We start from the raw sequence: 26,254 nt of genomic DNA on the forward strand, positions 1-26,254 counted from the left end.
GTTTATCCACCGAGAATCAGGATGTCTAAACCCTTAGTTTTGCTGGATCACGATGGAGGCGTTGATGATTATCTGTCAACGCTGCTACTGATGACGATGGGGCACCTACACCCTCTAGGAGTCGTGGTGACACCAGCCGATTGCTACATTCAGCCTGCCGTTAGTGCTACGCGCAAAATCATCGATCTAGCGGGTCGAGAGGAAGTTCCGGTGGCAGTTAGTACCGTCCGAGGCATCAATCCCTTTCCCCGCCTCTATCGGCGAGATTCGTGGATTGTAGATCACTTGCCCATTCTGAATGAGGCAGAAACCATCCAAACGCCTTTAGTACCCGAGTCAGGACAGGACTTTATGGTGCGATCGCTGAGGGAGGCTCCAGAACCAGTAACGCTGTTGGTCACAGGGCCATTAACCACAGTCGCGATCGCCCTAGATACTGCCCCAGACATCGAAGCCAAAATCAAAGAGATTGTCTGGATGGGCGGCGCAGTGAAGGTGCCAGGTAACGTAGAGAAATCGATCGAACCAGGTCAGGACGGCTCAGCCGAATGGAATGCTTACTGGGACCCTATCGCTGTCGATCGCGTTTGGCGCAGCAATATTTCCATCGTGCTGTGTTCCCTCGACATCACTAATCAAGTGCCTGTCACCTCAGAGTTTGCTCACCGTCTCGCCAAGCAACGCAAATATCGACTCTCCGACTTCGCCGGACAATGCTACGCCTTAGTGATTCCGCAGGACTACTATTTCTGGGATGTCCTCGCGACAGCTTATTTAGCTCATCCAGAATTCTATGAGCTGCAAGAAGTCGAAACGGCGATCGCCACCACCGGACCCAGCCAAGGCCGCACCCAACTATCCCCCGGAGGCCGCAAAATCCGCATGATGACTCAAGTTGAGCGCGATCGCTTTTACACTTACATCCTCCAGCAGTGGTCCCGATAGCCTAGTGAGCCAGCAAGTTCAGTAAGCCAGCAATTAGATGCTGAGATAGCTACGTAGGCTAGCGGCAAAAGCTTCAAGGCTAAAATTTCATCAAACCGGAAATAGAGATGAAGATTCAGCAAAGTTAAGGGAAATTACTGAGCTTCTGACAGTGAGACTTTTATATTGAGGGCAGGCTAATACCTTTCTAGGAATCATACAAACATAGCTGAGGTTTCTCAGCTTGTCCTTCTAGGTAATAGTTTCAGGGTTTAAGTCCCAGAGCCATGCTTGCTTGCAAGTGCAGTTCTGTCATTCCAGATGCCATTCACCGTGCTAGGACTATGACTGATCAAAAACTAAGCAGAACAGTAGTACTTCAACCTCAGGGCCGTTTAGACCTTGAGGGTAGTGTAGCTCTACAACGCCAAATCGCGGTGATCGCATCCGAGCGTCATAGCTGCTGGATCCTCGATCTGACCGACGTTGAATTTATTGACAGTTCTGGATTAGTGGCATTAATTACCGGACTCAACACTGCAAACGAGTGTAATTGCCGCCTGATTATTTGTAATTTGCAGGCTTCGGTGAAGCTGATCCTTGAAATCACTCAGCTCGACCAAGTCTTCGAGATTGTGGAAGAAATTGAAACTTTATTTGCTGAACTGCCCCCGGTGATGAAGCTAGTTGCAGCAAAATCAGCGCCGTCTAAGACTTCTGGGCCTGTAGCAGCTTAGGTCGGTTCGCCGCTATAGATTTGGTATCGGGCTGAAGCGGGCACGACTAAATCTAGGATGGGTTGACCTGTAAGGCAGCGCCAATGGCAGGCAAATAGGTCAGGAGTTTGCACCCCCAAACTCGCGATCGCAGGTGCGGCTGGAAACGGCCAAAGTCGATCGAAGCAAATTGCTTGCCTCTGAAACCCAAACTGGAGCAGGTAGGTAGCCGGGGGAGCAGATAACATCTGCAAGAGCCGATAGCCTAGCTCATAGAGTAGTTGCCGCCAAGCATCAGACAAATGGCAGGGTTGAGAATAGCCAAGTGGAGGAGTATTGAAGGATTCCTCAAAAACTTGTTCGTTCGTTAGGGTAATGGCCTCCCCATAAAGGGGGCCTTTTTTTGTGTAGACAATAGGTAGCCAATAGCCGCCTTGCCCTATAGAGCATCCCAATTGCTGCTCTACCAGTTGCTGTAAACCGTCAACGTCTCGGCACTGCTGGTGGATGGTTTGTCTTGCCCAAGCAAAAGTATTCGGTAAATTAAGAGTTAACGGGCACAACAGTAGAGACTCAGATTTTGTAGCTTCCACACCTACATCTGGTAACGAAGCATTAACAATGGCTTCTAGGTGTAGTAGCTGAGTCACTGAGCAAACTTGAATGTTGTGAATGACCGAAATAGACTGAGCCGAGTTGTCAAGATGAGATCGGCTTGTAGATGACCCTGTCGCTTCAGTTAAAATGGCTTGCTTTAAGGCCGCAACCATTCTTGCAGTGGTAGACGGAGATGTAACTGATTGCCTAGACGCATCAATTTCAGCATCTACTACAATCACAACCTCACGCATTAGCCAAAGTTAGGCAAAGTAGCAGAACCTGGTCGAGGAAAGCTAGGCAAATCCAAACCGGAGGCACGCCGAGTTCTTACTGCTAAGCGATAGCTGACGCTTTGCAGCTCAGCATGAAGCTGACGATTTTCTCGTTGCAGCATCGCCAGCTTTTCCTTTACCGGAGCAATGCGCTCAGCAAACTTTTCTCGGTAAACTCGCGGGAGTTCCTGCACCACTTGCTCTAGCATCCGGCTGCGATCGGTCAGTTCTTGCACCGACTGCCGTAACTGATAAATCTCTGTATCCCGTGATGTGATCTGTTCTTGGTAGAACGTTACTTGTTGCTCTACACCCTGTAATTGCTCACGTAAGGCCCGAATCTCAGTCATATGACGCTCAGAGGCCTCTGGGCTAGGCATAAAGCCTGTATTGCCCTTTACCAACCGAAACAGTTCCTGAGACAACTGCTGCACCAGTTGGTCTCTCATCTGCAATTCTTCACGCAGATGAGCCACTTCTGCTTGCACTTCTTGAAAATTGCCTGTATCCATCGGGGTCACGTTTTTGCAGCTCCAACTAAGTTGTCTTGCCAAATACGAGGACTCGACTGCCGCCGAATGTCTCGCCAAATTGCTGTTGCAGCTAATGTACCATCTGCGACCGCAATTGACACCTGATTCAATCCTTCCTTTAAGTCCCCCACGGCAAAAACGCGAGGGTGGGTAGTGCGGCACATGGAGTCAGTTTTGAGATTGCCACCATTCCACTCCAAATCCAAGTTTTTCAGGTACTCACTTTGGTAATGGGAACCCATCGCAATCAGGCCTGTCTCAAGTTCAATTACTGAACCATCAGACAACTCAACCCCATTCATTTCGTGGTCATGTCCCAGAAAGCGTTGAATGGGAGTTTCAATCAAAGGGTAGCCATGCTCTTGAAGTTTCTGACGCATTTCTGGACTCACGTCAAACAAGCCCTGCGTAAAGACACTGATGTAGGGAGTAAACCAATTTAAGACAAAAGCGGTGTTGATGGCCGCTTCTGAAGCGACGAAGAGACCACATTTCTTATCAGCCATTTCGTAGCCATCGCAAATCATACAGACGTGCAGGTTGTAGCCCGCGTAGTCAAATACATTCTGCATGTCTTCAAATTTGGGCAAATGGTCAATAATGCCGCTCGCAGCAATCAGGTACTTGGAACGAAATACGGGGTAGACGCTGTCTTTCTTGCCAACCTTGACTTTGACGGCAAAGGTGTCGCCTTCATCCTGAAGGTCTTCAACGTAACCCGCTAAGTAATCACCTTCTAGAGATAGCAGGTGCTCTTGCCCTTGCTGTAGCAATGTTCTGCCTGGTGTGGTGGGTGGCAAACCTAAGTAATTGCGGAGGTCTTGCATCCAGAAGGAGCGACCTCGGCCTTTCTCAATCACCAGACAAGAGAGGCGATAGCGTTGTAAGTAGATTGCTGCGGAAAGGCCACCTACCCCGCCTCCGACGATGATGACGTCATAAACGTGATCTAGCTTTTGATCTAAATTTTTTTTGGAAAGCTTCATCGGCCTACTCAGTGATCTAGAGACATTAGCGACTGCCTTATAGCCAGTCTAATTCAAAGCTTGGGTAGATATGGGAAAAGACTAGAGAGTCAATGATGTCCAACTCTCCAGTCTTTTTTATAACTTGAACCCGATTTGATGATTAGGCTCTCAGCTTAGGTGGGTATAAGCTGCTAAATCTGTCACTACTACGCTTCAGCTTCTTCAGCGGGAGCTGCTTCATTTGTCACTTCTTGCTTAACGGTGAGGTAGCGAACTACTTCTTCGCTCAGACGCATGGCTCTCTCTAGAACTGCGATCGCGTTACCTGGGCCGCTGTAGTTCATTTGCACATAAACACCCTCACGCTGTTTTTTGATTTCGTAGGCGAGACGGCGCTTACCACGATGCTGAGTTTCCAGTAGCTCGGCACCTTGCTCCCGTAAAATATTCTGATACTTGCTGATTGCCTGATCGGTTAGCTCTTCGCCCAAGTCAGGACGCAAAATATACATTGTCTCGTAAATGTAGCTCATGCCAAAAATCTCCTTGTGGACTGTCAGGCTTCCTCAAACTGCTCCGAAAGGGCAACTAAAGAAGCAAGGAAGGGTGAGCAACTGCTGTATAAACTTATGACGCAAAGGTCAAGCTTGACGAGCAGGTGCCATAAAATACGTGAGTGCGTTGAATGCACAATCATCCATTATCTCAGACTTGGGCCAGAATGTTGAATAGTTGCTCAGCAATTTGTGTTAAAAGCCGTCCTGAGGTTGAATAGTTAACCAAGCTGGCTTGCTTTAATAAACACTCAGGGATTACACAGCGGGGTACAAGTCACTCCTATGGCACAGCGCTATGTCCGAGTTCAAACACCTGAAGGCCAAATTTACTACGGCTTGTTGCAGCTAAACCGAGGCGTACAGGTGCTAGATGCACCTCCCTGGTTAAAGGGGCAACCCACTGATCTAGAGCTAAAGCCAGACAGCTATCAGCTTTTAGCGCCTTGTGCCCCTTCTAAGATTGTGGCGGTAGGCAAGAATTACGCTAAACATGCAGCCGAAATGGGAGGGGAAGTTCCGAAAGAACCTCTACTGTTCTTAAAGCCCCCAACGGCTGTTACCGCAGCAGGGACAGAAATTAACTACCCCTCCCAAACTGAAAGAGTGGATTACGAAGGAGAGTTGGCTGTTGTCATCGGGGAGCGCTGTGTAGACTGCACCCCAGAGCAAGCCCAGAGCAAAATCTGGGGTTATACCATTGCTAACGATGTCACTGCTAGAGACTTGCAACGCCGAGACAGTCAATGGACAAGGGCAAAAGGGTTTGATACGTTTTGTCCTTTAGGTCCCTGGATTGTCCGGGAACTGAGCCCAGGAGCAAGGCTGCAAACGATTGTGAATGAAAACCCGGAACCTGCCCAATCGGCTTTGATTGAGCAGATGGTTTTTACACCCGATGTACTGGTGTCTTACATCAGTCGCATTATGACGCTGTTGCCAGGCGACGTGGTGCTAACCGGAACTCCGGAAGGAGTGGGACCGCTGCAAGTAGGCGATCGCGTGCGGGTAGAAATTGAAGGTATTGGTAGCCTCGACAACTGGGTAGTCGCGCGGAAAGCAGCACGTTTGTAGTTGCGAAGCTATAAGCAAGTAAGCCCGGCAACTAATAGCAGGTTAAACTCTAAGTCTTAACGCACCTGCATATACACCGCGTCTGAAATAGTGGGAATTTCGGCATAACGTCCGAATAGGGATTGAGCGACTGCATAAACGAAGGCAGCTAAAACACCCAAGAAGACAACGTTATATAGCGTTTCTACAATTAGAGTGACTGGGATAGCTCTCACTAAGAACGGTAATACTAGACTACAAAGCATTAAAACAATATCTATCAAAATAGCCTGCATGGTATTGAAGCGAATGAAGTGATTAATTCGCTCGTTTCTAACCACGAGGAAAAACAAGGCAAAGAAAACAATGAGACCTGCAAAGGGAACGGTTTGATAGATTTGAACAATTGGCAAAATGGGCAGGAAAATCAGCTGAAGGACAGGAAATTGGCTGAACAAAAACTCACCGAATCGCAATCCATCAATGAGCGGAAGTAGGTAAGGTAAAGCTGCAAAAATGCGATCAGGAACACTGGTTGATCCGCGCCAAGTCATTGTTTGGCTCCTAAGAGTTGTCGGATAATGATTACTAAGCTCAGGATAACGCAACTCCAATCTCTGACTGGTGCTGTCTGAGCTAAAACTCAACGCCTTAAGGTTCAGACGCGCAGGCTGAAGTGAACACTGAATCTGGTAGGCGGGCGATCGCAACTAGCTGGGCGCATTAGCTAATAGATTGCGCGCTCATTCGATATTGGCGATGCGAAAACCCATCTGACATTCATATTGGTCCGGTTGGCTCTCGCTCAGTTTATGAATCGCGTGACCACAGCGCAGCCGTCCCTGATTCCAACGAGGTTGGCCGCTGCGATCTGCTAAAAGGCAACTTTGGCAAACTTGCTGAGGGGAGAGTAATTGATCACCTATCAAGATGACTAGCATTCGCTACCTCCGGTGGTTCCCCGATCCCACTGCCTGTATTTTAAGTCGCTACCAGGGGAAATGAGAGTAAAGCATACAGAGCTTAATCTGAAGTTTAGTCTCCTCACTTTTAGCTAGTAGTGTTCTTGGCATCACTTTGCCAAAACTTCTTGATCCCTCACTTCATACCCTGCGATCGCTAACGCCTCAAGACGGATCAATCGTTGGTAACTAAATAAACTGCCTTTCTCACTCTGTCCTTCGGAGTTATGATTATTGATTCAGGAAAAAATTGCCAAAGCTGGCACCATAGTAATTACTACTGAAGGGTAGCCAACCTGAGCTTGCAGCCGTTCTGACATTACTTTCACTAGGGGTTCGCTCTGTGACTCAAACTAATTTAGACTTCCTAGCCAACACTGATCCCGACATTGCTGATTTAGTCCAGCAAGAACTACAGCGCCAGCGTGATCACTTAGAGCTGATTGCGAGTGAAAACTTTACCTCTGCCGCCGTGCTAGCAGCTCAAGGTTCAGTGCTAACCAATAAGTACGCCGAGGGTTTGCCCCAAAAACGTTACTACGGTGGTTGTGAATATGTAGACCAGATCGAGCAACTCGCGATCGATCGCATTAAGCAACTCTTTGGTGCTGCTCACGCTAATGTCCAACCCCATTCAGGGGCGCAAGCCAATTTTGCTGTTTTCTTGGCTCTACTAGAACCAGGCGACACCATTATGGGCATGGACTTGTCTCACGGTGGCCACCTAACCCACGGTTCTCCGGTCAACGTCTCTGGTAAGTGGTTCAAAGTTTGTCATTACGGCGTCAGCCAAGAAACTGAGCAACTGGACTACGACCAAATCCGCGAGTTAGCACTCCAGCATCGGCCTAAATTAATTGTCTGTGGCTACTCCGCTTATCCTCGGATTATCCAGTTCGATAAATTCCGGGCGATCGCCGATGAAGTTGGCGCTTACTTACTCGCAGACATCGCCCACATTGCTGGATTGGTCGCGACTGGGCACCATCCGAATCCCCTGCCCTACTGCGATGTTGTCACCACTACTACCCACAAAACCCTGCGTGGACCTAGAGGTGGATTGATCATGACCCGTGATCCCGAACTCGGCAAAAAGTTCGATAAAGCGGTCTTCCCTGGAACTCAAGGCGGGCCTCTAGAGCATGTGATTGCGGCTAAAGCGGTGGCGTTTGGTGAAGCCCTGAAGCCAGAATTCAAAACTTATTCAGGCCAAGTGATTGAAAATGCTCAAGCTTTGGCTAGCCAGCTACAGCAACGCGGGTTCAAGATTGTTTCGGGTGGCACTGATAACCACTTGATGCTGGTAGATTTGCGCTCGATTGGCATGACTGGCAAAAGAGCAGACCAGTTGGTGAGTGGGGTTAACATCACAGCCAACAAAAATACGGTGCCCTTTGATCCAGAGTCACCGTTTGTCACCAGCGGTCTCAGACTCGGCTCCCCTGCCATGACTACTCGTGGTATGGGAACCACTGAGTTTGCGGAAATTGCCAACATCATTGCCGATCGACTGCTCAATCCTGAAGACGAGGCGATCGCGCAAGCTTGCCGTCAACGAGTCGCTACTTTGTGCGCTGGATTCCCGCTTTATCCGCATCTGAGTATTCCTGTGCCAGTTTTGGCATAGAAATTTATCTTGGCGTCCGGATTTATTCGCCTGTAACTGGCTGAAATATAGTAGACTCTGCCTGACAGTACTTTTGGCTGAACCCTACTCTATTTTCCTGATGCCATACCAGCTCTATCACCTGGTTGCATTTCTCGTCTCCGCCCTCATCGTCCTCTGGAGTACGCCAATTGTTAGAAAAATTGGCCTCAGAAGTGGACGAGTAGACCTCCCTGGCGATCGCAAGGTTCATCAACGACCCATGGTTCGCTTGGGAGGTGTTTCTATTTTCGCAGGCACCCTCGTTGCCTTGCTGATTGTTTGGTGGACGGGCGGATTCGGTCTGCTTCCCCCTGACAAAGAATATGAAGTTTGGGGAGTCACCATTGGTGGTTTAGCCTTTTTCTTAATTGGCTTGACCGATGACCTAATTGGTCTGTCGCCCCTGACCCGCCTAATTGTGCAAGCCGTTGTTGCTGGCTTAGCCTGGAAGGTGGGTGTACAGATTGAATTTCTCTCTATTCCTTTCGACGGTCTAGTTTCTCTACCCGATTGGATCAGCCTACCCATCACCGTGATCTGGTTGGTGGGCATGGCCAATGCAATTAATTGGATTGATGGCTTGGATGGCTTAGCGGCAGGAGTTTCCGGGATTGCTGCCGTAGTCATGCTGGTTGCAAGTTTATTCATGAACCAACCCGCTGCTGCCTTAATTGCAGCTGCTTTAGCAGGGGGGGCTCTGGGCTTTCTGCGCTACAACTTTAATCCCGCTCAGATCTTTATGGGTGATGGGGGAGCCTACTTCATCGGTTTCACCCTCGCTGGGGTAGGTGTCATCGGCTTGGTTAAGAGTGTCACTACTGTCGCGGTCGTGTTGCCCTACCTAATTTTGGCCGTGCCCATTCTGGATATGTCGGCGGTAATTTTAGACCGTCTGCGGAGTGGTAAGTCTCCTTTTGTGGCTGATAAGCGCCATTTGCACCATCGACTGTTGCAAGCAGGACTCTCACATCGCTTAACGGTTTTATTTATTTACTCGTTAACTTTGTGGGTTGGTAGTATTGCCCTGGCTGTTTCTGGCATGCCCAGTGGTATTGCTTATGCCTTCGGTGCGACTGCGCTGCTGAGTTACACCAGTTGGCAAGTACGCAAGCAAGCGCGAGCCCGTTAACCAAATTTGCACCTAGCAGGTTTTGGCTGTGCTCAGCCTAAGCACCAATCACAACTAAAAATAGTGGCTAACTGCTGAAGTTTTATAGAGGAATGTCTATGAGTCTGAGTGCTGAAGTGATTTGTGTTGGCACTGAGCTGCTCTTAGGAGATATTCTGAATACGAACGCGCAATTTTTAGCGCAGCAGTTAGCTCAGCTAGGGATTCCTCACTACTATCAGACTGTAGTGGGAGATAATCCCCTCCGGCTCAAAAAAGTTTTAGCTATTGCCTGTGAGCGATCGCGCCTGATCATCCTCACTGGAGGCTTGGGACCAACGCCTGACGACCTCACTATCGAGACGCTAGCCGACTTCTTTGATGTGCCGCTGGTCGAGCATCCAGAAATCCTCGAAGATATTACCCAGAAATATGCGCGTCGGGGGCGGCAGATGTCTCCGAGCAACCGGAAGCAAGCTTTGTTGCCCGAAGGAGCTGAAGTGCTCCCTAATTCCTCAGGCAGTGCTCCAGGAGTCATCTGGCAACCCCGCACAGGCTTAACGATTCTGACTTTTCCGGGAGTGCCCTCGGAAATGCAGTTGATGTGGCAAGAAACGGCAGTGCCTTACCTGCGACAACAAGGCTGGGGACAAGAAATTATTCACAGCCGCATGCTGAAATTTTGGGGCATTGCTGAATCAGCCCTGGCTGAGAAAGTCGCGCCGTTTCTGGATTTAGGCAATCCCACAGTCGCGCCTTATGCCAATCACGGAGAAGTGAAGTTGCGGATTGCAGCACGGGCAGAGTCGGAAGCAATAGCACGCCAATTAATCGAACCTGTAGAGCACCAACTGCGCCAAATTGGTGGATTAGATTATTACGGTGCTGATGAAGACAGCTTAGCGTCAGTGGTAGGCGAGTACTTACAAACTGCTCATGAGACCCTGAGTACAGCTGAATCTTGCACAGGCGGTGGCCTGGGCCAAATGCTTACCAGCATCCCTGGCAGCTCAAATTATTTCATGGGTGGGGTCATTTCCTATGACAACCAAGTCAAGATTTCGCTGTTGGGTGTGAACGCGCAAGACCTAGCACAGCACGGAGCGGTGAGCCATACGATCGCCAAGCAAATGGCCACCGGGGTGCGATCGCGCTTAGGCACGACTTGGGGACTCAGCATTACAGGCATTGCGGGGCCTGGAGGCGGTACTGCCTCTAAACCTGTTGGCTTAGTCTATATTGGGCTTGCAGGCCCCCAGGATGAAATAGAGAGCTACGAATATCAATTTGGCTCCTTCCGGGGGCGGAGTTGGATTCAACGAATTAGCGCTTGTACTGCCCTGGATCAGTTGCGGCGTAAGCTTCTAACGCGATCGCTGCTAAAAGACTCAGCTTTTTAAGGATTTGCAATTCTGGCCTTGATCATTTTTGATCATTGGTTATGATCAAGTAAAGAAAACCCTCTGTTAACTTAGCCGCTATTTTTGTCTTTGGAGCAAAAGCTGTAGGCTAACTAGAAGGAGCTACTGGTTTAATGGATTTGATTGACAAAGTCCTAGAAAAGCTAAAAGAGTTAGTTGGTAAGCTAATTGATGCTCTGCTGGGGCCAGAAGCTCAGCCAGAGCCAGAGCCAATTCCAATTCCCGTTAACGATCGCCGTCGTTAATGTCAACTTGTAAAAGCATAGGTTGATGCGCTTGCTAAGCGTTTTAGTTCTGCATGGGCCTAACCTAAATCTCCTGGGGCAACGTGAACCAGGGATCTATGGTCGTGTGACCCTAGATGCAATTAACCGTTCGCTAGAGCAGGAAGGGCAAGCCCTACAAGTCAAGGTTTCTACCTTGCAATCAAATCACGAGGGTGCTTTGGTTGATGCCATTCATGATGCTCAGGGACATCATCAGGGAATTTTAATCAATGCTGGCGCGTATACCCACACCAGTGTGGCCCTACGAGATGCGATCGCCGCAGTTAATCTCCCCACCGTTGAGGTGCATCTCAGTAATATCTATCGGCGCGAAGAATTTCGACACCATTCATTTATCGCACCTGTGGCCGTTGGGCAAATTAGTGGTTTTGGCCCTGACAGCTACCGCTTAGGGCTACATGCCTTAGTTCATCACCTTCAGCAGCTAGCTGCCACTTGACCTCGAACTTGGTCTGAATGCTAAGTGGCAGTTGCTAACTCAGAAACCTGGATAACTTAAGCACGTAAGGTAGGGCGATCGCCTCGTTGAAACATCGTCCAAGAATCCTTCAGAGCTGTAGGTGCAGGATGCTTGGCATCGTAAACAACGATGACATTGGTGAGTTCACGTCCTGGACGGACCAAAATTTTGCTATGGCTAGCTAGTCCTAGAGAGGAGCCCCCATCTAGATTCATGGCTTCGTAGCAGCCGATCGCTCGCATGATTTTGGCTTCTCGCTCTAAAGATAAGTTAGCCAGAAAGGTAACTAGAACTAATTTTTTGCCGCCGCGGGGGAAACCGATCGCAGCTCGTGACGCCACTCCCAACACGCGCGGATCTCGAAAACCCTCTGATTTGGGGGCCAACCAAACTTTGCCTTGCCTCAATAGCCTGGGGCCACTGGTAATCGAAAACCAATGCTCTTGCCAATCAGGCTTGCCATCCACTCTGGCTGTCACCATTTCTGGTTCATTTCCTGCTCTTAGGCCCAAAGTGGTTCCATAGTTCTCCCAAGGGCTGTACTTGAGGAATCGGCCTTCTGCCACCACGTTGCCCATGACTCGCTTCTCTCCGTCAGTGCTAAAGAAGGTGCCATTCGCCACGACTGCCGCATGGGAACGAGCCACGATTCGGCCAAAAGCTTCGTCTCCGTAAGAAACGTGGGCACTGTTGGCTATAGGAGCCCGATGGGGTAAGCCAATCGTGATGAAAGTTTTGGGGTCAGTTAAGTCGATCGTGGTTTGGTAGAAAGGAATGCCTGCGACTCGACGCCGAATCACACGAGCTGGACGCGCTGCATCCACAGATTCTACTTGGGCAAAGACTTGAGTGAGGGCCGCACCTCCTAGCGCTAAAAACGCCCGCCGAGAAAATTGACGGGGTCTATTCGCCTCGTTCTGACTTAACATTTACAACTCCTAAAGCTCCTGATTTAGGGTTCCCGCGACCCCAGGAAGCGATCGATTTCGCTATCAAGACTTAATTCCTTGCAACACACCAAGACTCAGGAGATCGGAGACTAATTTTCGTGAAGCGATCGCGCCTTCTCCTTTCAAGCTCGCGCCTGTCATCTCTCTGGGAAACCTGTTATGGTGCAAATTGTTGTGTTTCTGGTTTAGATCGCCGCCGTGGTGGCCTCCGAATTACCCAAAATTAAGTTTTTGCAGCAACCCACTGCCTCTGCTTGGGTCGAGCAAGCCCTGGCTAACTTAGATACGGTTCTACTAGACCACTCCCATTGCGAACGCAAAGCCGCAGGCGTGGCGTTGAATCTGATGTTTCGCTACCCGTCTAATACCCAGATGGTGAAAGCTCTAACGGCGATTGCCAAAGAAGAGTTAGAACATTTTGAGCAAGTTAATCAAATCTTGGAGCGACGCGGTGTACCATTAGGGCCACTATCTGCCCCGCCTTATGGTGCAGGGTTAAACCAGCAAATTCGCCGCACTGAACCAGAGCGCTTGCTAGATTTTTTGCTGGTTTGTGGTTTGATTGAAGCCCGCAGTCACGAACGTCTAGGCTTGTTAGCGGCTTATGTTTCTGACCCAGAACTAGCACGATTCTACCGGGCCTTGATGGCTTCAGAAGCAAGACACTATGGAGCCTATTGGGTCTTGGCGACGACCTACTATGAGCGATCGCTAGTGGAGCAACGCTTAGAAGAGTTGGCAACAGTCGAAAGTCAGTTGCTAGCGACGCTACATCCAGAGCCCAGGATTCATAGCTAATGCCAAGGTGCTACCGAGATTTTGTGATTCGGTCTTGGGAACCGCGCGATCGCACTGCTGCGGCTGAGGTGATTCGTGTCGTCTTGGTGGAGTATGGCTTGAACTGGGAGCCAGAAGGAGCCGATCGCGATGTCTTAGAAGTCGAAGCTTGCTATCAAGCAGTGGGCGGTGAATTCTGGGTAGTGGAAGATCAAAATCGAGTTGTGGGGACAGCGGCTTATTACCCCGTGGATCGCGGAGAAGCAGCAGTTGAGATTCGCAAAATGTACTTGTTGCCCAAAGTGCGAGGACAAGGACTGGGCAAATATTTGTTGCAGCAATTAGAGCAAGCGATCGCCGCGCAACCGTTCCAAACTATCTGGATCGAGACTGCCAGTGTTTTGGCAGAAGCTGTCAAACTCTACGAAAGCAGTGGTTATCAGCCTGCCACTGGAGTTGAGACTGCTCGGTGCGATCGCGTCTATCTCAAACGGCTCCAAGGCTGCACTAAACGCTGAACTAAGGGCGACCTAGCACGACCCCCCAGAAATAATCCTCAAATGGTCCCTCATCTGCATCCAGCTTCATCTTTTTAGCCCACGAGTAAATATCGCAGCTAAAGTGACCGCTATCGTGCTGGAGAAATTGACCTTTCTGGATGACGATATTGCCTACAAGCGTGACCCAGTGGCTAGGGTAGGGCAATAATGGTTTTTTATTCTGCAAAAGCCCTTCCGCTGTGATCAAAGCAAACGCTACACCTCCAGCCGCAATCACATCAGCGGCTTCGGTGAGGGCTTCAAACTCCCCAAACAAATAGGTGTGGTCATACTTCACATCGCGGTAGCCGAGAATTTCGCGCACCCAGCCTTTCATTTCCCAAGATTTGGTCATGCCTGACAAATTACGCATCACATCAGGGGCACCTGGATCAACGGGAAACAGCAAGTTTTCAGAATCGCGTAGGGTGGAAAGCAGCATCCAATCTGCTTGGCCCATGCGGAGGCGACCTTGACTCTGGCGTAGGCGGTTCGTAGCTTCTACCCGACGAGTTTTGGACTGAAAACTGCCTACTTCATACAAGCTGCGACAAATTTCGACATAACGCACTGGCTGCTTCCGAACTAGTTCAAAGGCGATCGCAGCAGGCCCGCAAAACGGTTGACCTCCCTGATTAATTTGAAAAGGGTCAGTAATTCGCGATCGCATTTCCGCCACAACTGTCGCCTTGTCGAGGTAAGGCCACATCCCTGGAGCCACGGAGCGCTCAAAGTCTGCGATCGCTTGCTGTGCTTGATCAATCAAGGCCAGATTGGGCAATGGAGCACCTGTAGATGGATGAGTCATGGATCGTCTCTGCTTCCTTCTGGAGCGGGGAATATCTTGAAATGTCAAAAAAGCGGGTGTACCGGGTCCTACAGTGCCAGCGTCAGTGATTCCAGTTCAGGCAATCCAAACTATTCACCGCGATACAACAGACGAGACTAAAAAAGCTTTACTATTACTGAATCTACTGAATTTTCTGGTCTTGGCAAAATAAGCTTTGTTGCTTTGGTTGCCCTATCCTAGACTGCTTAAACCTCAGCTATTACCATCTGCTTTGATTGCTATCTATCCCGGTAGTTTCGATCCCATTACCTTTGGCCACCTCGACATTATTCAGCGAGGGGCGAGGCTTTTTGACACGGTAATTGTGGCAGTACTACGCAACCCGAATAAAATGCCTCTGTTCACTGTAGAGGAGCGAATTGAGCAAATCCGGCAGGCAACCAGCCATATTTCTAGAGTGCAGGTGGATAGCTTTGATGGATTAGCCGTGACATATGCTCATCTTCGGCAGGCTAAAGTACTGCTGAGGGGCCTCAGGGTACTGTCCGATTTTGAGAAGGAACTCCAGATGGCCCACACAAACAAGACACTTTCGGACCAGATCGAAACAGTTTTTCTAGCAACTTCTAACGAATACAGTTTCCTAAGTAGTAGTCTGGTGAAAGAGATTGCCAAGTTTGGTGGTCCTGTCGATCATCTCGTTCCTAAACATGTTGCCCTAGATATTTACAGCCGATGTTACGCCAAGACTCATCCAGTAGCAGCCCCGACCGTGATGGACCCAATCTCCACGCTGGATCATCCCAAAGCGTAAACTCCTATGGAGATGCTGTGCGGGCAGGCAGCGTAGATATTCAACGAGAGCTGAATCGGCTAGAAGAAATGATTCTAGATAGCCCTCGTATTCCCCTGAGCCGCCGCACGCTTATTGATGAAGAGCAGTTGCTCGACCAACTAGATTTGGTGCGGCTCAACTTACCGACTGCTTTTCGAGATGCGGAAGATTTGCTGCAGCATAAAGATGACATTCTGTTGCAGACTGAGCAATATGCCCAAGAACTCGTAGAAGCAGCAGAACGGCGGGCAGCCCAGATTCTAGATGAGTTAGGCATTATTCGGCAAGCCGAGATGGAAGCCCGACAAATTCGCCAGCGCGTGCAGCAAGAATGTGAAGCCATGCAAGAGCAGACGATGGATGAAATTGACCGCATGCGTCGTCAAGCTCAGCAAGACCTAGACGAAATGCGACGAATGGCGATCGCGGAATGTGAAGACATTCAAGAAGGTGCAGATGTCTACGCCGATCGCGTCCTAGGCGATATGGAGCAGCAATTGAGCGAAATGGTCCGTATTATTCGCAATGGGCGGCAGCAGTTGCACCCAGAAACCCCCGCGCCCAGACCGCAAACCCCCAGCAACCCTGCGCCCAATCGACCTGCCGCGCCTTCTAACAAAAAGAACTCCTAACGTCAGGTTCTAGTAATCCGTTTCCTGGGTTGTGGAGGTCTAGAATCTGGTCTAGCTATATCTGTTGATTGGGCTGTTAATGACACAGTAAAAATAAGCTAGAACTGCAACGATTTTAGAAAAATTTATCGTCTGGTTCTTTAGCTTAAATCCTGCTGTCACTCAACTGCTTATGGCCTATTAGTCAGCCTAAGCAGGAGGTTCTTATGCCTTCAGACAAATTTCGATATCAGCTACGCCAGGAAGCAGAGTACTGGTGCAGAGATGGTTTAATTGATGCGACTCAATACCAACAAATTGCCGAGCGTTATCAGTTCAACACTTTAGAAACGGCAGCCCGCAATCGCTTTACGCTGGTTTTGATTGGTCTCGGCAGCATTCTAGTCGGTTTAGCGGTCATTACCTTTGTGGCAGCCAACTGGCAGGAGTGGCCCCGACCCGTCAAGATGACGCTGTTGCTCAGTTTATTCGTAGGCGTCAATACCGCTGGATTTTACCTCTGGCGGCAGCGATACACTTTCGGTACGGAGCGCTGGCAGCAACGGCTCGGCCAAGGCTTACTACTCCTTGGAACTTTAGTTTTAGGCGCAAACTTGGCGCTAATGGCTCAGATGTTCCAGGTGAACGGACCCAGCTATGAACTCTATTTGGTGTGGGGGCTGGGAGTGATAGCGATGGCGTACAGCTTGCGCCTTACCTCCTTGGGAGTCATAGCCATGCTGCTGCTAGGGTGGGGCTACTGGCAGGCAGTCTTCAACGTAGGATCGCTAGAGCTCGGTAGCATCTGGCTACGCTGGCTATTGCAATACATGCCGCTCTGTATCGGCCTACTCGCCATTCCCCTAGCTTATTGGTGTCGTTCTCGTATCATTTTTGTGTTGGGCGCGATCGCAGTGATTTCGGCTTTTGAAGCCAGCGTAAGTTCTGGAACTTTCGGTTATGGCCGCTTGCTAATCGGCAACAATTGGGCAAGGGCGATCGCCTTTACCCTACCGCCAGCATTGCTCTGGGCTTATGACGATACCTTTTGGTTCAGGCTAGGGCAACATCGACTGCCGAGTGCAGAGGTGCGCCGTCCTTTTCGGTTTCTAGCACGTAGCTTAGCGCTGTTGTTTCTGAGTGCGCTGCTGTACTGGCTCTCGTTCCATTGGTTTTGGGATGGCCAACCCAGCTACTATCCCGCAAGAACAACCCCAGAAATGTTTAACCCTATCTGGGTCAACACTGGAGTGCTTTTAGGGCTAACCGTGTTGGAGTGGGTGTACCTCACCCGACAACTTAGAAATGATCTTCTACGCCGTCCCTTCCAACTTACGACGCCAGTCATAGCTATTTTTATTGGCATTATTGCGGTACTGCCATTTTTTCCCCCTAGTGGAGAATTCAGATCAGCGATCGCCGTCTTCATCGCGAATGTGCTGTTGTTTCTGCTGGGAGCAGGCTTGATTCGGGAGGGTATTGCGGCGGGTCAACGCTCCACTTTCTGGCTCGGTATGACTTTGTTAACCCTACAAATTCTGAGTCGCCTGTTTGAGTACAGTACTGGCTTGGTGTTTAAGTCTTTCGTTCTTTTATTGTGCGGTTTGGGGATCATTGCCATCGGTCTTTGGTTCGAGCGCTACATTCGCACGCTCAGCACCTACTATTATCCACCAGCCGCTCCTAGCCCAACCGAGGAGGAAAATTGATGGCACCCACTCCGTCCGCTTCTAGAACATTGCCGAGCTGGAGATTCTGGCTACCTTTGGTATGCCAAGCTGCTCTTATTCTGACGATTCCAGCTCAATCACTGCACACCCAACTCACAGGTCGAACCGTGATTCTAAAGACGGCTCCTGTAGATCCCTACGACCTGTTGCGCGGCTACTCAGTCACACTCAGCTATGACATTTCTCGAGTAGATACCTTGCGTCAGCTTCCAGGTTGGAGCGAGGTTGAGCAACAAAAAGCTGCGAATTCTGAGTGGCCTGCAACTAAGTTCTTCTATCTGGTGCTAGAAGCTCCGGGTGCTGCTAGTGCTAACCCGCCGTCACCTTGGCGAGCAGTTCGTATCAGCAGCGATCGCCCCGCTAATCTGGCTCAAAATCAGGTCATCCTCCGAGGCCAAATCAACAATAGTACGGTTCAGTACGGCTTAGAGCGCTATTACATTCCAGAAGACCAGCGAGATGCCATCAACCAAAACATTAATACGGCGCAAGCGAACCAAGCCACGCAACCGATTGTGGTGGAGGTCAAGGTTGATGCTCAAGGCAATGCTGTACCTCTGAGTTTTTGGGTAACCTTGGGTAAAGCATCTGCAAAGCAGACCTATCACTATCACTTCTGATAGCTTGTCCTAGCAAACGGGAAACATAGTGAAGCCCTGCCTCACTATGAAATTCCCTACATGAATGCTTAAGGTGATGAAGTTAATCTTTGCGATTGAGATGGAAAGTTGCACCCAGGGCTGCACCAGCACCTGCAACTAAACCACTACTCATGCCTTCCATCGTCTTAACCGTTGGGTCCTGAGTCAAGCATGTATTCGTCGGCGTTTCAGCTTGGAGACAGCTATTGCTATCTGCCCAGCTTGCAGTTCCTCCTAGAATGACGCCAACAGCGCTGCAAGTGACGATAAAGAGGATGGAGCGATTAATTTTTATACCCATAGATGGAGGTTGAACCTGATAGATTGATCTAGAGCTATCTCAATTTACCCATTCTAGAGGCGAATTCCATCGTAGCTTCACTGAGATCTAAGCATTTTTTCTAAATTCAGCTTAAAAGCCTATTGGCCTTCATCCAGACTTTATGAAACATTCTTCGACGACTTCCCCAGAATCACTGGAGGATAAACAAAAAGCCAAAGATCAAATCTTACATCTGCTAAAAACTCAGGGGGCTCAGACTGCCACAACTCTATCTGAACAGTTGCAAGTCTCTCCGATGGCAGTACGCCAACATTTACAGGTGCTACAAGCCGAACAATGGGTGACTTATCAAGAGGAGCGTCGTCCCTTGGGTCGTCCTGTCAAGCTTTGGCAGCTAACAGAGCGATCGCTGCAATTATTTCCTGACAGTCATGCTGACCTCATGACTGACTTGCTCTTAGGAGTTGAAACTTTGTTTGGCACAGCAGGTTTAGAAAAACTATTGGCCGATCGGATGCGTCGCCAATTGCAAACCTACGCGACAAAACTGCCAGAAGCGATATCAGCGGCGATCGCAGAGTCAACTTGGCAAGAGTGGATTGCTCAAGCAGGTATTGCTGAACCAGTGCAACATCTGGCTCACCTCCGAACCCAAGAAGGCTACATGGCTGAGGTCTTGGAGGCAGAAGGAGGTTGGCTGCTAGTCGAGAATCACTGCCCCATCTGTGCGGCTGCTCAAACGTGCCAAAAACTGTGTGGTTCTGAGTTGGAAATGTTTAGAACCCTGCTGGGGTCAGGTGTGGCAGTAGAGCGAGTCGAGCATATCATCCAAGGCGATCGCCGTTGTGCCTATCGGATTCAACCTGCTTAAAGGTTTGGTGCAATCCGATCGAGCAATTGTTGAATTGCCACAGCATCTTCCGCATCCGGTACTTTAGCCAGGTAAGTTTTTAAGTCGTTGTGCGCTTCAGGCCAGGCACCCAAATGGTAGTGCAAAATGCCGCGATCGCGCAGTTCTAAGGGAGCATCCGGAAACAGCAGTAAAATCCGCTCGATCGCCGCCAAGGATTTCTGCGCTTGATCCCGATTGAGGTAAATCATTTTGAGATTGGTCAGCATTCGGGCTAAGAACTGGCGCGGACCAATGGGTTGTAGAAAGACGGGTTGCAACTCCACGGACTGACCATAAATTTGATTTAGGCGAGTTTGACAATCTTCTGCAAATAAAGTCTCACCGTGATGGTAGGCATCAACATAGACCTCCATTTCCTCAATGCTGGGGCGAATCAAAAAATGTCCTGGCATCCCCACCCCTGTCATAGGGAAGTTCACCCGTCGCGCAATTTCCATATAAACCAAGGAAAGCGTGATCGGAATACCCGTCCGGCGCTCGATCACGTCGTTGAGGAAACTGTTACGGGGGTCGTAGTAGTCAGAGGTGTTTCCCGTAAACCCTAAGTCCTCGTAGAGATACTGGTTGATACTTTGGATCATCCGCAGCGGATACCGTTCAGTGGGCAGACGTTCTTCCACCTCGCTGGCCATTGTATCTAGAGCATTGAAGTAAGCTTCTATATCCAGGTCTGGGTATTCTTCTTGGGCGATGTAAAGTGCTGCTTCTGCCAAATTAATCTGCTCATCAGGTTGAGCGATCGTACGGTAGAAGCATTGTCGCGCCCACGGAAGATCCGTCATGAATTCTTGCCTTACGCCATTACGTGATTATGTGCTCGTAACATTCAGACGAGTCATTTTACTCAAGGGTTTGAGCGTTCATGCCTCGGAGCCGTCTGAGGAGCCAGTCAAAGCGGGTGTTTCCCAAAGCCAGGTTATCGCGAATATTGGGAGCCAAGCTATTTTCCTGAGCGGTGCGTTCCTCAGCGGATGGTTCTCGACCAGAACTGAGCCGACTTACAGTACCTCGCAAGCGATCGGAGAGAAAAATGGCTAGGGCACGGTAAAACCGGGAGGCAAAACCGATATCTTGTTGCAGCTTGGTAGCGAGTTCCTCGCGAGGAATCGAAAGCACTAAAGACTCTACTGCTGCTGTCACAGTGGCTGAGGGAGGTCGCTCATCCACAAAGGACATTTCACCTACAACTTCGCCGCTAGAAAGGTGTGCAACTTCTTTGTCACCTAATGCTTGCACAGAAACCGTGAAAGTACCGTCAATAATAATGTACAGGGCATCAATTAGTTGTCCTTCTCGGATCAAGGTTGTGCCTGCTAGAACTCGCTCTTGAGTAGAGATGGCGATCATCCAGTCGATGTCATCATCAGTCAACTCCCCCAGAATAAAAAGAACTTTCTTCATGTTGTCTGTTCAAGTTCGCTACAAGCAGAATCTGAAGCGTTTCCTTCAGTGTCGGTAGTTTGGATGAAATATGTCAGTATCTTGCTGCTGATTTCTTCTATCACCCTAGCGTGACCCAATTCCAGACGGCGGCTGGAAATAGAGTCATGCTTTCCCGACAATTAAACTCAGCCTCAATAACCAAACTCAGTGTTTAGCTGATTCGACTACGACTGTAGGGATCAGCGGCAAGAAACAGCAGCAATTTAATGAAGTCTTTCTAGCGATCGCCTTCACACCCGGAAAGGCTCACTAAAATCTCCTGACTACATCTAAAGTTGCATTGAATTTTTACAAATCTCTAATTTTCAGTTTGAGCCTTTATAGTCACCGCCTGCCCCATACTGCCACGCCTGTAGCCAGCGCTGAAAATAGTATTTCTGGGTGGGAGACCAACTTTCGGTCCAAGGGGCGATCGCGTTCCCTACGGGATATAAAGCGCTATAAAGCGCTAAGCCGCCGAAGTGCCGCGTCCAATTAAGCAGAGCAGGAAGACCCACTTGCGGGACAATTTTGGCGACTAAGCTGGGATGGACCAGAGAGGTCTGCAAAAGGGTGCGGGAAAGAGCGGAAAACTGGACGACATCCTGCAAGAAAGGCCGCAGCACAGGCTCGCCTAACTGAGCCATTTCTTGAAAGACATCTGCTAGCAATTGATTAATTTGATTGGGGGCTACTTGCTGGTGCACCCCCACGCTCATCGCTTTTTGGAATAACCAAGTGACAGAGACGTTCGGTTGGTAGGGCTGAAGGAGAGCTAAAGCTTGGCGATCGAGGGCATTGCTGGTTAAAGCCTCATGAATCCCCAAGCTAAGCCGCTCCAAGTGCCGCACCATTGCCCCAAAGCCACCGAAACTCAGCGGTGATTGGCTACCGCTACTATCCCCCACGTGCAAAACATGATTCCAGGACGGTTGCAAGGGGCTGTTCTGGTAGCAGGGAAACAGGCCAAATAAGGCCCGCTGAAACTGCAACTGAGACAACTCAATTTGTTGATATTCAGGTAGCAGCCGGAAATATTCCTCGAACAATGTTTCTAAGCTAAAGCGATCGCGGTGGGCATCTAGATAGGTAAACAGGTAGGTCGTACGGCCATCACGGGCGGGAAAGGCTTCCCAAAAATATTGGCATTGATTTTGGATGGGCGTGAAAGACACCAACAAATCACCGGAATCGTTTTTGGGAAAGCCTTGAGCACAAGTCCCAACCACTAAACAAATGCCATCCGGAGTTTGACCTTGCCGAGCCTGCTGCACGATGGGTGAAAAGTGGCCCATCGCATCAATCAGTAATCGTGCCTTCAGGTCTTGCCCTGCTTTGACTGTCACTCCGTTGGGATGGGCGATCGCGCCTGCAAAACCTGTGTGTTCTAGCAGCTTACCGCCACTGGCTAAAAAGCGTGACTTGAGCTTATCCAGCAAGAAAACTGGGTCAATCCCAATATTGAGAATGTCGCGCACCCAAAGGTCAGAACTCCCTGAGAAACTAATGCGGGCAGGATTGTATTCTGTGGCGATCGCCTGCTCTAATTCCGGTTCAGTCAAGAGATCCAGTTCTAAGAAAACCTGTAGTTCTTGCCGTGAAATGTTCCACTCTTGCTCACGCCCGCGCAACGCACCCCGCTCAATTAGTGCGACTCGCCAACCTTGCTGAGCTAAAGCTGCGCCAATAAAAATCCCTAAAGTTCCCCCGCAGATTACAACATCCCAATCGACTGCTGCCAATGGCTCCTGGCTAGTTTTCACCACTGTAGGAACGGAAAGCTGCTGGTGGCGTAGCTTGTACCACAAGTCGTCGGTATGCCGGAGTCCTCCCAGAATATCTCCCGGCAGGGTAGAGAGAATTTGTTCGGTTAGGGTCATGGAAGTGAACTCAAAGTGGGAACGGGGCGATCGCATCTACTTAAATGGCACCAGCTCATTAGATGCAAGATGAGATGTAAGCAGGGCATGGACTCTATTTGTAGGATAGTGCCTGAAGTTGAGCTGAAATGGCTGAGTTTTGCCTAAAACTTCCGACTCAAATTCCAATAACGATTTGGTTGAAATTATTGGCTGAACGCCAGAACCGCATTTTGCCCGCCAAAGCCAAAGCTAAAGCAGAGAGCATTTTGGACAGCGCGATCGCCCACTTCCCTCACAAAATTCAAATCAAATTCTGGTTGCTGTAGTCCTACACAAGGCGGCAAAATCTGGTGTCGTAAGGCCATGAGGCAGAAAGCAGCGCCGAAAGCTCCAGAGGCTCCTAGCGTGTGCCCTGTGGCTCCTTTGGTCGAACTCACGGGAACCCCTTGCGGAAACACGTGCTGAATCAGATGCGCTTCGTTGCGATCGTTGAGTTGGGTCGCCGTGCCGTGAGTATGAATGTAGTCGATCGCTTCTGGAGTGAGATGACTGCGATCGAGGCATTGCTTGACCGCATTGATTGCGGTGCGGCTTGTCGGGTCGGGGGCGCTCATGTGATAACCATCCGCAGTAAAGCCAAACCCTAAAATACGGCCATAGATCGAAGCCAATCGCTGCTGAGCTAACTCGGCTGGCTCTAAAACCAACACAGCGGCTCCCTCCCCCAACACCAAGCCTTCTCTGCGGCGATCGAAAGGGTACACCCCTGTGGTTGCTAAGGCCCCCATCTGCTGAAAGCCAGCCAAAGTCAGAGGAGTAATCGGCGCTTCCACAGCTCCTGCAATCACCCGCTGACATTGCCCCGTTCGTACCAGCTCATAGCCCTGTGCGATCGCCCATAAGCCAGTCGCGCAAGCCGCCATCGGTGCTAATACAGGTCCAGAACTCCCTATTTGTCGAGCTGCTGCGATCGCTACTTGACCTGGCAGCGTATCTAGCCAAGGAAGCGCGATCGGATCATCCGGTAGAGCTTGGGCCATGAAGCGTTGCCGTACTTGCAGCTCCCACTGGCTTTGATAACTGCGGCTTGAGCCGATCACAACTCCACAGTCAGCCAGAGGAATTGCCAAACCTGCATCTTGTAAAGCTGCGGCTACCACCTGTTCAGCTAAGCAGTTAAGCGTCACTGGGAACTTGCCCAACATGGCTAGAGGACGTGGCTCTAATTCTGGAAAAAGCTGCCGCAGCAAAATTCCGGATTGATTAGCCAGAAGTTTCTGCCAGCTCGACTGCAAGGTATCACCCAACGCAGACACTAAGCCAATGCCTGTTACAACTACGTCCACAGCACCCGCTACCTAGCTCACCAGAAAGCGACTTATTGAGGAGACGGTGAGGGGCTAGAAGTTGCCGCTGCGCCACTCTGCTTCAAGTTTTCAATGCCTTTAGTGACCTTGGCCGACTCAATGCGATCGCCTTGCTGGATCTTGTCCACCACATCCATGCCCTGAGTCACATAGCCAAAAACGGCATAATCTCGATCCAGGAATTTCAAGTCTGTCAAGGCAACGTAGAACTGCGAAGAAGCAGAGTCGGGAATAGACGCCCTAGCCATTGCCACAGCTCCACGTGTGTGCTTTAGCTGAGGTGGCGCAGCAATGCCAGCCGTATCCAATGTTTTGCCGTAAACCGGAGATGCACTGCCTTCTGGCTTAATTTCCAAAGGAATGTTACGAGGTTGGCCAGTCGCTGGATCTACAAAACCGCCCGTACCCAATTGTTCTAAGGGGAAATTAGGATCTTTACTTTGCGGGTCGCCCCCTTGGACAACAAAGGGTTGCGGCTCTCGGATTACTCGATGAAAGACTAAACCGTCATAAACACCTTGTTGCACCAAGTCCACGAAGTTTCCGGCTGTGATGGGTGCATTCGTGCCATCCACCTCAATCGTGATGGGCTTGCCACCTTTCACAGTCAGTTCTACGGTTGCTTTACCCTCTAAGCGAGGCAGATTTGCAGGCTCGGGGCTGCTAACTGGAGTTGCGCTTGCCGAAGGAGTGGTGGCAGCAGATGAACTGTCAGATGGTGAAGGAGATGTTTCTTGAGGAGAACATCCTCCTGCTACCAAAGCACTAACCACTAGAAGTGACACTAACCAACGCCGCATCTGCATGTTCCGTTACCTACTCAATCAGAGCCACTTATCATCTCATGCGACGATCCCTTCTCTCAACAGAACTGACTGAGTCCCAAAGAGTCTAATGGGATACCAAATCCTAATCGAGTGAAGGGATAGTTGCTAAAAAGCACCGAACTCATAGGGAACTAATGGTTACAGGCCTTCTAAGGGAACGTTCAGAAAGCGAGCTAACTCAGCACCTTGATTCTCTAGTTCCGATAGAGGTAGCGGTTCGCCTACCCGCGTTAAGGGGATGTCATTACGTCCCTTAAGCCTCAAATAAAGAGCGCGGCGCGGATTCAATCCTTCTCTAAGATCAACACGTACCGCTTGGACATCCGAAATTGGGCAAGTAATTTCGATGCGCCGATTCTTCCCCGGAAATCCCCAACGAAAAATCTGGACTGTGCCTTTGTCTTGATTGAATTCGTTGTAACCGCCCCCTACGTCCGCAATAATTACTAGCCATAGGTAGAGCGCGAGTAGTAAACCTGCGACTCCATAGAAACTCATGGCCAGTCCCTGCGGGACAAAAACTAGTTGAGTTGGGTCGGATACAGGCAGCAGGTTTACCTTGAGATAGCTAGACAGACCTGATAGAGCAAATCCAGTGGCTCCAATTGAGACAACGGTTGCCCACCAATAGTTACTGAAACGACGAGATCCTAAAATCGGTTGACGTAGGACGAGATTGCCTTTGGAAGCAGCTTGTGCAGTCATGCGACTCGCTCAATATAAATTCGCAAAAATTAAAGAAGTGGAATTCCAAACTGGAATTATCTAATCCCACAACCCTATAGTATGAGTTAAGCGGTCTAAGAGCCAAAGATTGCTGAGAGAGTACGTGTCAGATTGTAAAAATCCTGATATTTTCTATCATATAGAAACGTTAACTCCTATCTCAGGATCGGATGTCGGTTGTCTAGACAAGGCCAGCGAGAACCAATATGGCTAAGGCTCAACCTCAGCAAGCATATTGGCCGACATTAAACTGAAAACTCGCAACTTTCTCGATACCAGGCAGAAACTTTTCTAACCTTGGATAATGAGAAGAATGTCACTGAGGCAAAAAACTTTTTGCTGCAATAGTAAGAGGATTTGAAATGACCATAGCAATGGGACGCGCGCAGGCAGAGCGGGGGTGGTTCGACGCCCTCGACGACTGGCTGAAACGCGATCGCTTCGTCTTCGTTGGCTGGTCCGGCTTGCTGCTGTT

The 26,254-nt window shown here is 49.7% G+C and carries 30 protein-coding genes and 1 pseudogene; 16 read left to right on the plus strand and 15 right to left on the minus strand.

Translation table 11 applies throughout. From position 1 onward, the window contains the following. The first annotated feature begins 21 nt into the window (after nt 1-21). Nucleotides 22-945 carry a nucleoside hydrolase gene (locus H6F90_RS16820; RefSeq protein WP_190553506.1) on the plus strand — a complete coding sequence of 308 codons (924 nt, stop codon included), beginning with the start codon at nt 22-24 and terminating at the stop codon, nt 943-945. 323 nt (nt 946-1,268) lie between these two features. Beyond that, the gene (locus H6F90_RS16825) at nt 1,269-1,661 is read left to right on the plus strand and encodes an STAS domain-containing protein (protein WP_190553507.1); all 393 of its coding nucleotides are present in this window, start codon (nt 1,269-1,271) and stop codon (nt 1,659-1,661) included. Here H6F90_RS16825 and H6F90_RS16830 read toward each other — a convergent pair. The 4 genes from H6F90_RS16830 to rpsF form a co-directional block, all read right to left on the minus strand. Continuing rightward, nucleotides 1,658-2,491, minus strand: coding sequence for a hypothetical protein (locus H6F90_RS16830; RefSeq protein WP_190553508.1), 834 nt, complete (start codon nt 2,489-2,491; stop codon nt 1,658-1,660). The genes H6F90_RS16825 and H6F90_RS16830 overlap by 4 nt on opposite strands. Then, a complete protein-coding gene (locus tag H6F90_RS16835) occupies nt 2,491-3,024 on the minus strand; it encodes an Npun_F5560 family protein (RefSeq protein ID WP_190436414.1) in 534 nt (177 codons plus the stop codon). Before H6F90_RS16835 ends, H6F90_RS16830 begins: the two co-directional genes overlap by 1 nt. 5 nt (nt 3,025-3,029) lie before the next feature. Beyond that, entirely contained in the window at nt 3,030-4,031 is a 1,002-nt protein-coding gene (locus H6F90_RS16840; RefSeq protein ID WP_190553509.1) for an NAD(P)/FAD-dependent oxidoreductase, read from the minus strand. A 188-nt stretch (nt 4,032-4,219) separates the two neighbouring features. Further along, entirely contained in the window at nt 4,220-4,546 is a 327-nt protein-coding gene (rpsF, locus tag H6F90_RS16845) for a 30S ribosomal protein S6 (RefSeq protein ID WP_190553510.1), read from the minus strand. Between the two features lie 306 nt (nt 4,547-4,852). Between rpsF and H6F90_RS16850 the strand changes: the two genes are divergently transcribed. Further along, nucleotides 4,853-5,641: a fumarylacetoacetate hydrolase family protein gene (locus H6F90_RS16850; RefSeq protein WP_190553511.1), complete on the plus strand. Its 789-nt coding sequence runs from the start codon at nt 4,853-4,855 to the stop codon at nt 5,639-5,641. Nucleotides 5,642-5,697: 56 nt separating this feature from the next. On the opposite strand, the gene H6F90_RS16855 is transcribed toward H6F90_RS16850, so the two are convergent. Both H6F90_RS16855 and H6F90_RS16860 read right to left on the minus strand, forming a co-directional pair. Further along, nucleotides 5,698-6,174 carry a Tic20 family protein gene (locus H6F90_RS16855; RefSeq protein ID WP_190436355.1) on the minus strand — a complete coding sequence of 159 codons (477 nt, stop codon included), beginning with the start codon at nt 6,172-6,174 and terminating at the stop codon, nt 5,698-5,700. Nucleotides 6,175-6,363: 189 nt separating this feature from the next. Then, a complete protein-coding gene (locus H6F90_RS16860) occupies nt 6,364-6,561 on the minus strand; it encodes a hypothetical protein (protein ID WP_190553512.1) in 198 nt (65 codons plus the stop codon). 364 nt (nt 6,562-6,925) lie between these two features. On the opposite strand from H6F90_RS16860, the gene glyA reads away from it, so the two are divergent. The 5 genes from glyA to aroQ all read left to right on the plus strand — a co-directional run bounded on the left by glyA (nt 6,926) and on the right by aroQ (nt 11,485). Beyond that, nucleotides 6,926-8,209, plus strand: a complete 1,284-nt coding sequence (gene glyA / locus H6F90_RS16865) for a serine hydroxymethyltransferase (RefSeq protein ID WP_190553513.1) — start codon at nt 6,926-6,928, stop codon at nt 8,207-8,209. A 100-nt stretch (nt 8,210-8,309) separates the two neighbouring features. Next, entirely contained in the window at nt 8,310-9,359 is a 1,050-nt protein-coding gene (locus H6F90_RS16870) for a glycosyltransferase family 4 protein (RefSeq protein WP_190553514.1), read from the plus strand. A 98-nt stretch (nt 9,360-9,457) separates the two neighbouring features. Continuing rightward, nucleotides 9,458-10,738, plus strand: coding sequence for a competence/damage-inducible protein A (locus tag H6F90_RS16875; RefSeq protein WP_199295978.1), 1,281 nt, complete (start codon nt 9,458-9,460; stop codon nt 10,736-10,738). 134 nt (nt 10,739-10,872) lie between these two features. Further along, entirely contained in the window at nt 10,873-11,004 is a 132-nt protein-coding gene (locus H6F90_RS30755; RefSeq protein ID WP_199295979.1) for a DNA topoisomerase I, read from the plus strand. 31 nt (nt 11,005-11,035) lie between these two features. Continuing rightward, on the plus strand, nt 11,036-11,485 hold the full coding sequence (aroQ, locus tag H6F90_RS16880) for a type II 3-dehydroquinate dehydratase (protein WP_370588035.1): 450 nt from the start codon (nt 11,036-11,038) through the stop codon (nt 11,483-11,485). 56 nt (nt 11,486-11,541) lie between these two features. On the opposite strand, the gene H6F90_RS16885 is transcribed toward aroQ, so the two are convergent. Then, a complete protein-coding gene (locus tag H6F90_RS16885) occupies nt 11,542-12,435 on the minus strand; it encodes a phosphodiester glycosidase family protein (protein WP_190436363.1) in 894 nt (297 codons plus the stop codon). 222 nt (nt 12,436-12,657) lie between these two features. Between H6F90_RS16885 and H6F90_RS16890 the strand changes: the two genes are divergently transcribed. Further along, complete coding sequence (locus tag H6F90_RS16890; protein WP_190553516.1) at nt 12,658-13,254, plus strand: tRNA isopentenyl-2-thiomethyl-A-37 hydroxylase MiaE; 597 nt, start codon at nt 12,658-12,660, stop codon at nt 13,252-13,254. Next, nucleotides 13,254-13,751, plus strand: coding sequence for a GNAT family N-acetyltransferase (locus tag H6F90_RS16895; RefSeq protein ID WP_190553517.1), 498 nt, complete (start codon nt 13,254-13,256; stop codon nt 13,749-13,751). Before H6F90_RS16890 ends, H6F90_RS16895 begins: the two co-directional genes overlap by 1 nt. A 1-nt stretch (nt 13,752) precedes the next feature. On the opposite strand, the gene H6F90_RS16900 is transcribed toward H6F90_RS16895, so the two are convergent. Then, nucleotides 13,753-14,580, minus strand: coding sequence for a hypothetical protein (locus H6F90_RS16900; RefSeq protein WP_206756188.1), 828 nt, complete (start codon nt 14,578-14,580; stop codon nt 13,753-13,755). A 253-nt stretch (nt 14,581-14,833) separates the two neighbouring features. On the opposite strand from H6F90_RS16900, the gene coaD reads away from it, so the two are divergent. From coaD to H6F90_RS16920, 4 genes are all read left to right on the plus strand, one after another. Beyond that, complete coding sequence (coaD, locus tag H6F90_RS16905; RefSeq protein ID WP_190436371.1) at nt 14,834-15,376, plus strand: pantetheine-phosphate adenylyltransferase; 543 nt, start codon at nt 14,834-14,836, stop codon at nt 15,374-15,376. Continuing rightward, the gene (locus H6F90_RS16910; protein WP_242024509.1) at nt 15,298-16,029 is read left to right on the plus strand and encodes an ATP synthase F0 subunit B; all 732 of its coding nucleotides are present in this window, start codon (nt 15,298-15,300) and stop codon (nt 16,027-16,029) included. Before coaD ends, H6F90_RS16910 begins: the two co-directional genes overlap by 79 nt. Before the next feature lie 206 nt (nt 16,030-16,235). Continuing rightward, nucleotides 16,236-17,717: a DUF2157 domain-containing protein gene (locus H6F90_RS16915; protein ID WP_190553518.1), complete on the plus strand. Its 1,482-nt coding sequence runs from the start codon at nt 16,236-16,238 to the stop codon at nt 17,715-17,717. Continuing rightward, nucleotides 17,717-18,358 (plus strand): GDYXXLXY domain-containing protein, encoded by a 642-nt coding sequence (locus H6F90_RS16920; protein WP_190553519.1) that lies wholly within the window; start codon nt 17,717-17,719, stop codon nt 18,356-18,358. The genes H6F90_RS16915 and H6F90_RS16920 overlap by 1 nt, the downstream gene beginning before the upstream one ends. An 82-nt stretch (nt 18,359-18,440) precedes the next feature. On the opposite strand, the gene H6F90_RS16925 is transcribed toward H6F90_RS16920, so the two are convergent. Next, nucleotides 18,441-18,680, minus strand: a complete 240-nt coding sequence (locus H6F90_RS16925; protein WP_190436379.1) for a hypothetical protein — start codon at nt 18,678-18,680, stop codon at nt 18,441-18,443. A 142-nt stretch (nt 18,681-18,822) separates the two neighbouring features. Between H6F90_RS16925 and H6F90_RS16930 the strand changes: the two genes are divergently transcribed. Next, nucleotides 18,823-19,533 (plus strand): metalloregulator ArsR/SmtB family transcription factor, encoded by a 711-nt coding sequence (locus H6F90_RS16930; protein WP_190553520.1) that lies wholly within the window; start codon nt 18,823-18,825, stop codon nt 19,531-19,533. Here H6F90_RS16930 and H6F90_RS16935 read toward each other — a convergent pair. The 6 genes from H6F90_RS16935 to H6F90_RS16960 form a co-directional block, all read right to left on the minus strand. Beyond that, entirely contained in the window at nt 19,530-20,357 is an 828-nt protein-coding gene (locus H6F90_RS16935) for a SirB1 family protein (RefSeq protein ID WP_190553521.1), read from the minus strand. The two genes, H6F90_RS16930 and H6F90_RS16935, sit on opposite strands and share 4 nt — an antisense overlap. A gap of 58 nt (nt 20,358-20,415) precedes the next feature. Beyond that, entirely contained in the window at nt 20,416-20,976 is a 561-nt protein-coding gene (locus tag H6F90_RS16940; protein WP_190436387.1) for a cyclic nucleotide-binding domain-containing protein, read from the minus strand. Nucleotides 20,977-21,323: 347 nt separating this feature from the next. Beyond that, nucleotides 21,324-22,877: an NAD(P)/FAD-dependent oxidoreductase gene (locus H6F90_RS16945; RefSeq protein ID WP_190553522.1), complete on the minus strand. Its 1,554-nt coding sequence runs from the start codon at nt 22,875-22,877 to the stop codon at nt 21,324-21,326. A gap of 185 nt (nt 22,878-23,062) precedes the next feature. Further along, nucleotides 23,063-24,205 carry a beta-ketoacyl-ACP synthase gene (locus tag H6F90_RS16950; RefSeq protein WP_190553523.1) on the minus strand — a complete coding sequence of 381 codons (1,143 nt, stop codon included), beginning with the start codon at nt 24,203-24,205 and terminating at the stop codon, nt 23,063-23,065. A gap of 32 nt (nt 24,206-24,237) precedes the next feature. Then, on the minus strand, nt 24,238-25,026 hold the full coding sequence (locus H6F90_RS16955) for a peptidylprolyl isomerase (RefSeq protein WP_370588033.1): 789 nt from the start codon (nt 25,024-25,026) through the stop codon (nt 24,238-24,240). 165 nt (nt 25,027-25,191) lie between these two features. Then, a complete protein-coding gene (locus H6F90_RS16960; protein ID WP_190436400.1) occupies nt 25,192-25,758 on the minus strand; it encodes a photosystem I assembly protein Ycf4 in 567 nt (188 codons plus the stop codon). A gap of 383 nt (nt 25,759-26,141) precedes the next feature. Between H6F90_RS16960 and H6F90_RS16965 the strand changes: the two are divergent. Next, nucleotides 26,142-26,254: pseudogene (locus H6F90_RS16965) on the plus strand (photosystem II D2 protein (photosystem q(a) protein)); the annotation flags it as partial.

The organism is Trichocoleus sp. FACHB-591, assembly GCF_014695845.1.
Classification (GTDB): Bacteria; Cyanobacteriota; Cyanobacteriia; order FACHB-46; family FACHB-46; genus Trichocoleus.

Excerpts from the sequence above, each read along its gene's own strand:
- H6F90_RS16935 (WP_190553521.1), bottom strand. The coding sequence starts at position 20,357 with ATGACGGATCTTCCGTGGGCGCGACAATGCTTCTACCGTACGATCGCT.
- H6F90_RS16940 (WP_190436387.1), bottom strand. The coding sequence starts at position 20,976 with ATGAAGAAAGTTCTTTTTATTCTGGGGGAGTTGACTGATGATGACATC.
- H6F90_RS16910 (WP_242024509.1), top strand. The coding sequence starts at position 15,298 with ATGTTACGCCAAGACTCATCCAGTAGCAGCCCCGACCGTGATGGACCC.
- H6F90_RS16860 (WP_190553512.1), bottom strand. The coding sequence starts at position 6,561 with ATGCTAGTCATCTTGATAGGTGATCAATTACTCTCCCCTCAGCAAGTT.
- H6F90_RS16925 (WP_190436379.1), bottom strand. The coding sequence starts at position 18,680 with ATGGGTATAAAAATTAATCGCTCCATCCTCTTTATCGTCACTTGCAGC.
- H6F90_RS16885 (WP_190436363.1), bottom strand. The coding sequence starts at position 12,435 with ATGTTAAGTCAGAACGAGGCGAATAGACCCCGTCAATTTTCTCGGCGG.
- H6F90_RS16915 (WP_190553518.1), top strand. The coding sequence starts at position 16,236 with ATGCCTTCAGACAAATTTCGATATCAGCTACGCCAGGAAGCAGAGTAC.
- H6F90_RS16830 (WP_190553508.1), bottom strand. The coding sequence starts at position 2,491 with ATGCGTGAGGTTGTGATTGTAGTAGATGCTGAAATTGATGCGTCTAGG.
- H6F90_RS16955 (WP_370588033.1), bottom strand. The coding sequence starts at position 25,026 with ATGCGGCGTTGGTTAGTGTCACTTCTAGTGGTTAGTGCTTTGGTAGCA.
- rpsF (WP_190553510.1), bottom strand. The coding sequence starts at position 4,546 with ATGAGCTACATTTACGAGACAATGTATATTTTGCGTCCTGACTTGGGC.
- H6F90_RS16855 (WP_190436355.1), bottom strand. The coding sequence starts at position 6,174 with ATGACTTGGCGCGGATCAACCAGTGTTCCTGATCGCATTTTTGCAGCT.
- H6F90_RS16930 (WP_190553520.1), top strand. The coding sequence starts at position 18,823 with ATGAAACATTCTTCGACGACTTCCCCAGAATCACTGGAGGATAAACAA.
- H6F90_RS16920 (WP_190553519.1), top strand. The coding sequence starts at position 17,717 with ATGGCACCCACTCCGTCCGCTTCTAGAACATTGCCGAGCTGGAGATTC.
- H6F90_RS16850 (WP_190553511.1), top strand. The coding sequence starts at position 4,853 with ATGGCACAGCGCTATGTCCGAGTTCAAACACCTGAAGGCCAAATTTAC.
- H6F90_RS16895 (WP_190553517.1), top strand. The coding sequence starts at position 13,254 with ATGCCAAGGTGCTACCGAGATTTTGTGATTCGGTCTTGGGAACCGCGC.
- H6F90_RS16840 (WP_190553509.1), bottom strand. The coding sequence starts at position 4,031 with ATGAAGCTTTCCAAAAAAAATTTAGATCAAAAGCTAGATCACGTTTAT.
- H6F90_RS16825 (WP_190553507.1), top strand. The coding sequence starts at position 1,269 with ATGACTGATCAAAAACTAAGCAGAACAGTAGTACTTCAACCTCAGGGC.
- H6F90_RS16900 (WP_206756188.1), bottom strand. The coding sequence starts at position 14,580 with ATGACTCATCCATCTACAGGTGCTCCATTGCCCAATCTGGCCTTGATT.
- H6F90_RS16835 (WP_190436414.1), bottom strand. The coding sequence starts at position 3,024 with ATGGATACAGGCAATTTTCAAGAAGTGCAAGCAGAAGTGGCTCATCTG.
- H6F90_RS16945 (WP_190553522.1), bottom strand. The coding sequence starts at position 22,877 with ATGACCCTAACCGAACAAATTCTCTCTACCCTGCCGGGAGATATTCTG.
- H6F90_RS16870 (WP_190553514.1), top strand. The coding sequence starts at position 8,310 with ATGCCATACCAGCTCTATCACCTGGTTGCATTTCTCGTCTCCGCCCTC.
- H6F90_RS16875 (WP_199295978.1), top strand. The coding sequence starts at position 9,458 with ATGAGTCTGAGTGCTGAAGTGATTTGTGTTGGCACTGAGCTGCTCTTA.
- H6F90_RS16960 (WP_190436400.1), bottom strand. The coding sequence starts at position 25,758 with ATGACTGCACAAGCTGCTTCCAAAGGCAATCTCGTCCTACGTCAACCG.
- H6F90_RS16820 (WP_190553506.1), top strand. The coding sequence starts at position 22 with ATGTCTAAACCCTTAGTTTTGCTGGATCACGATGGAGGCGTTGATGAT.
- H6F90_RS30755 (WP_199295979.1), top strand. The coding sequence starts at position 10,873 with ATGGATTTGATTGACAAAGTCCTAGAAAAGCTAAAAGAGTTAGTTGGT.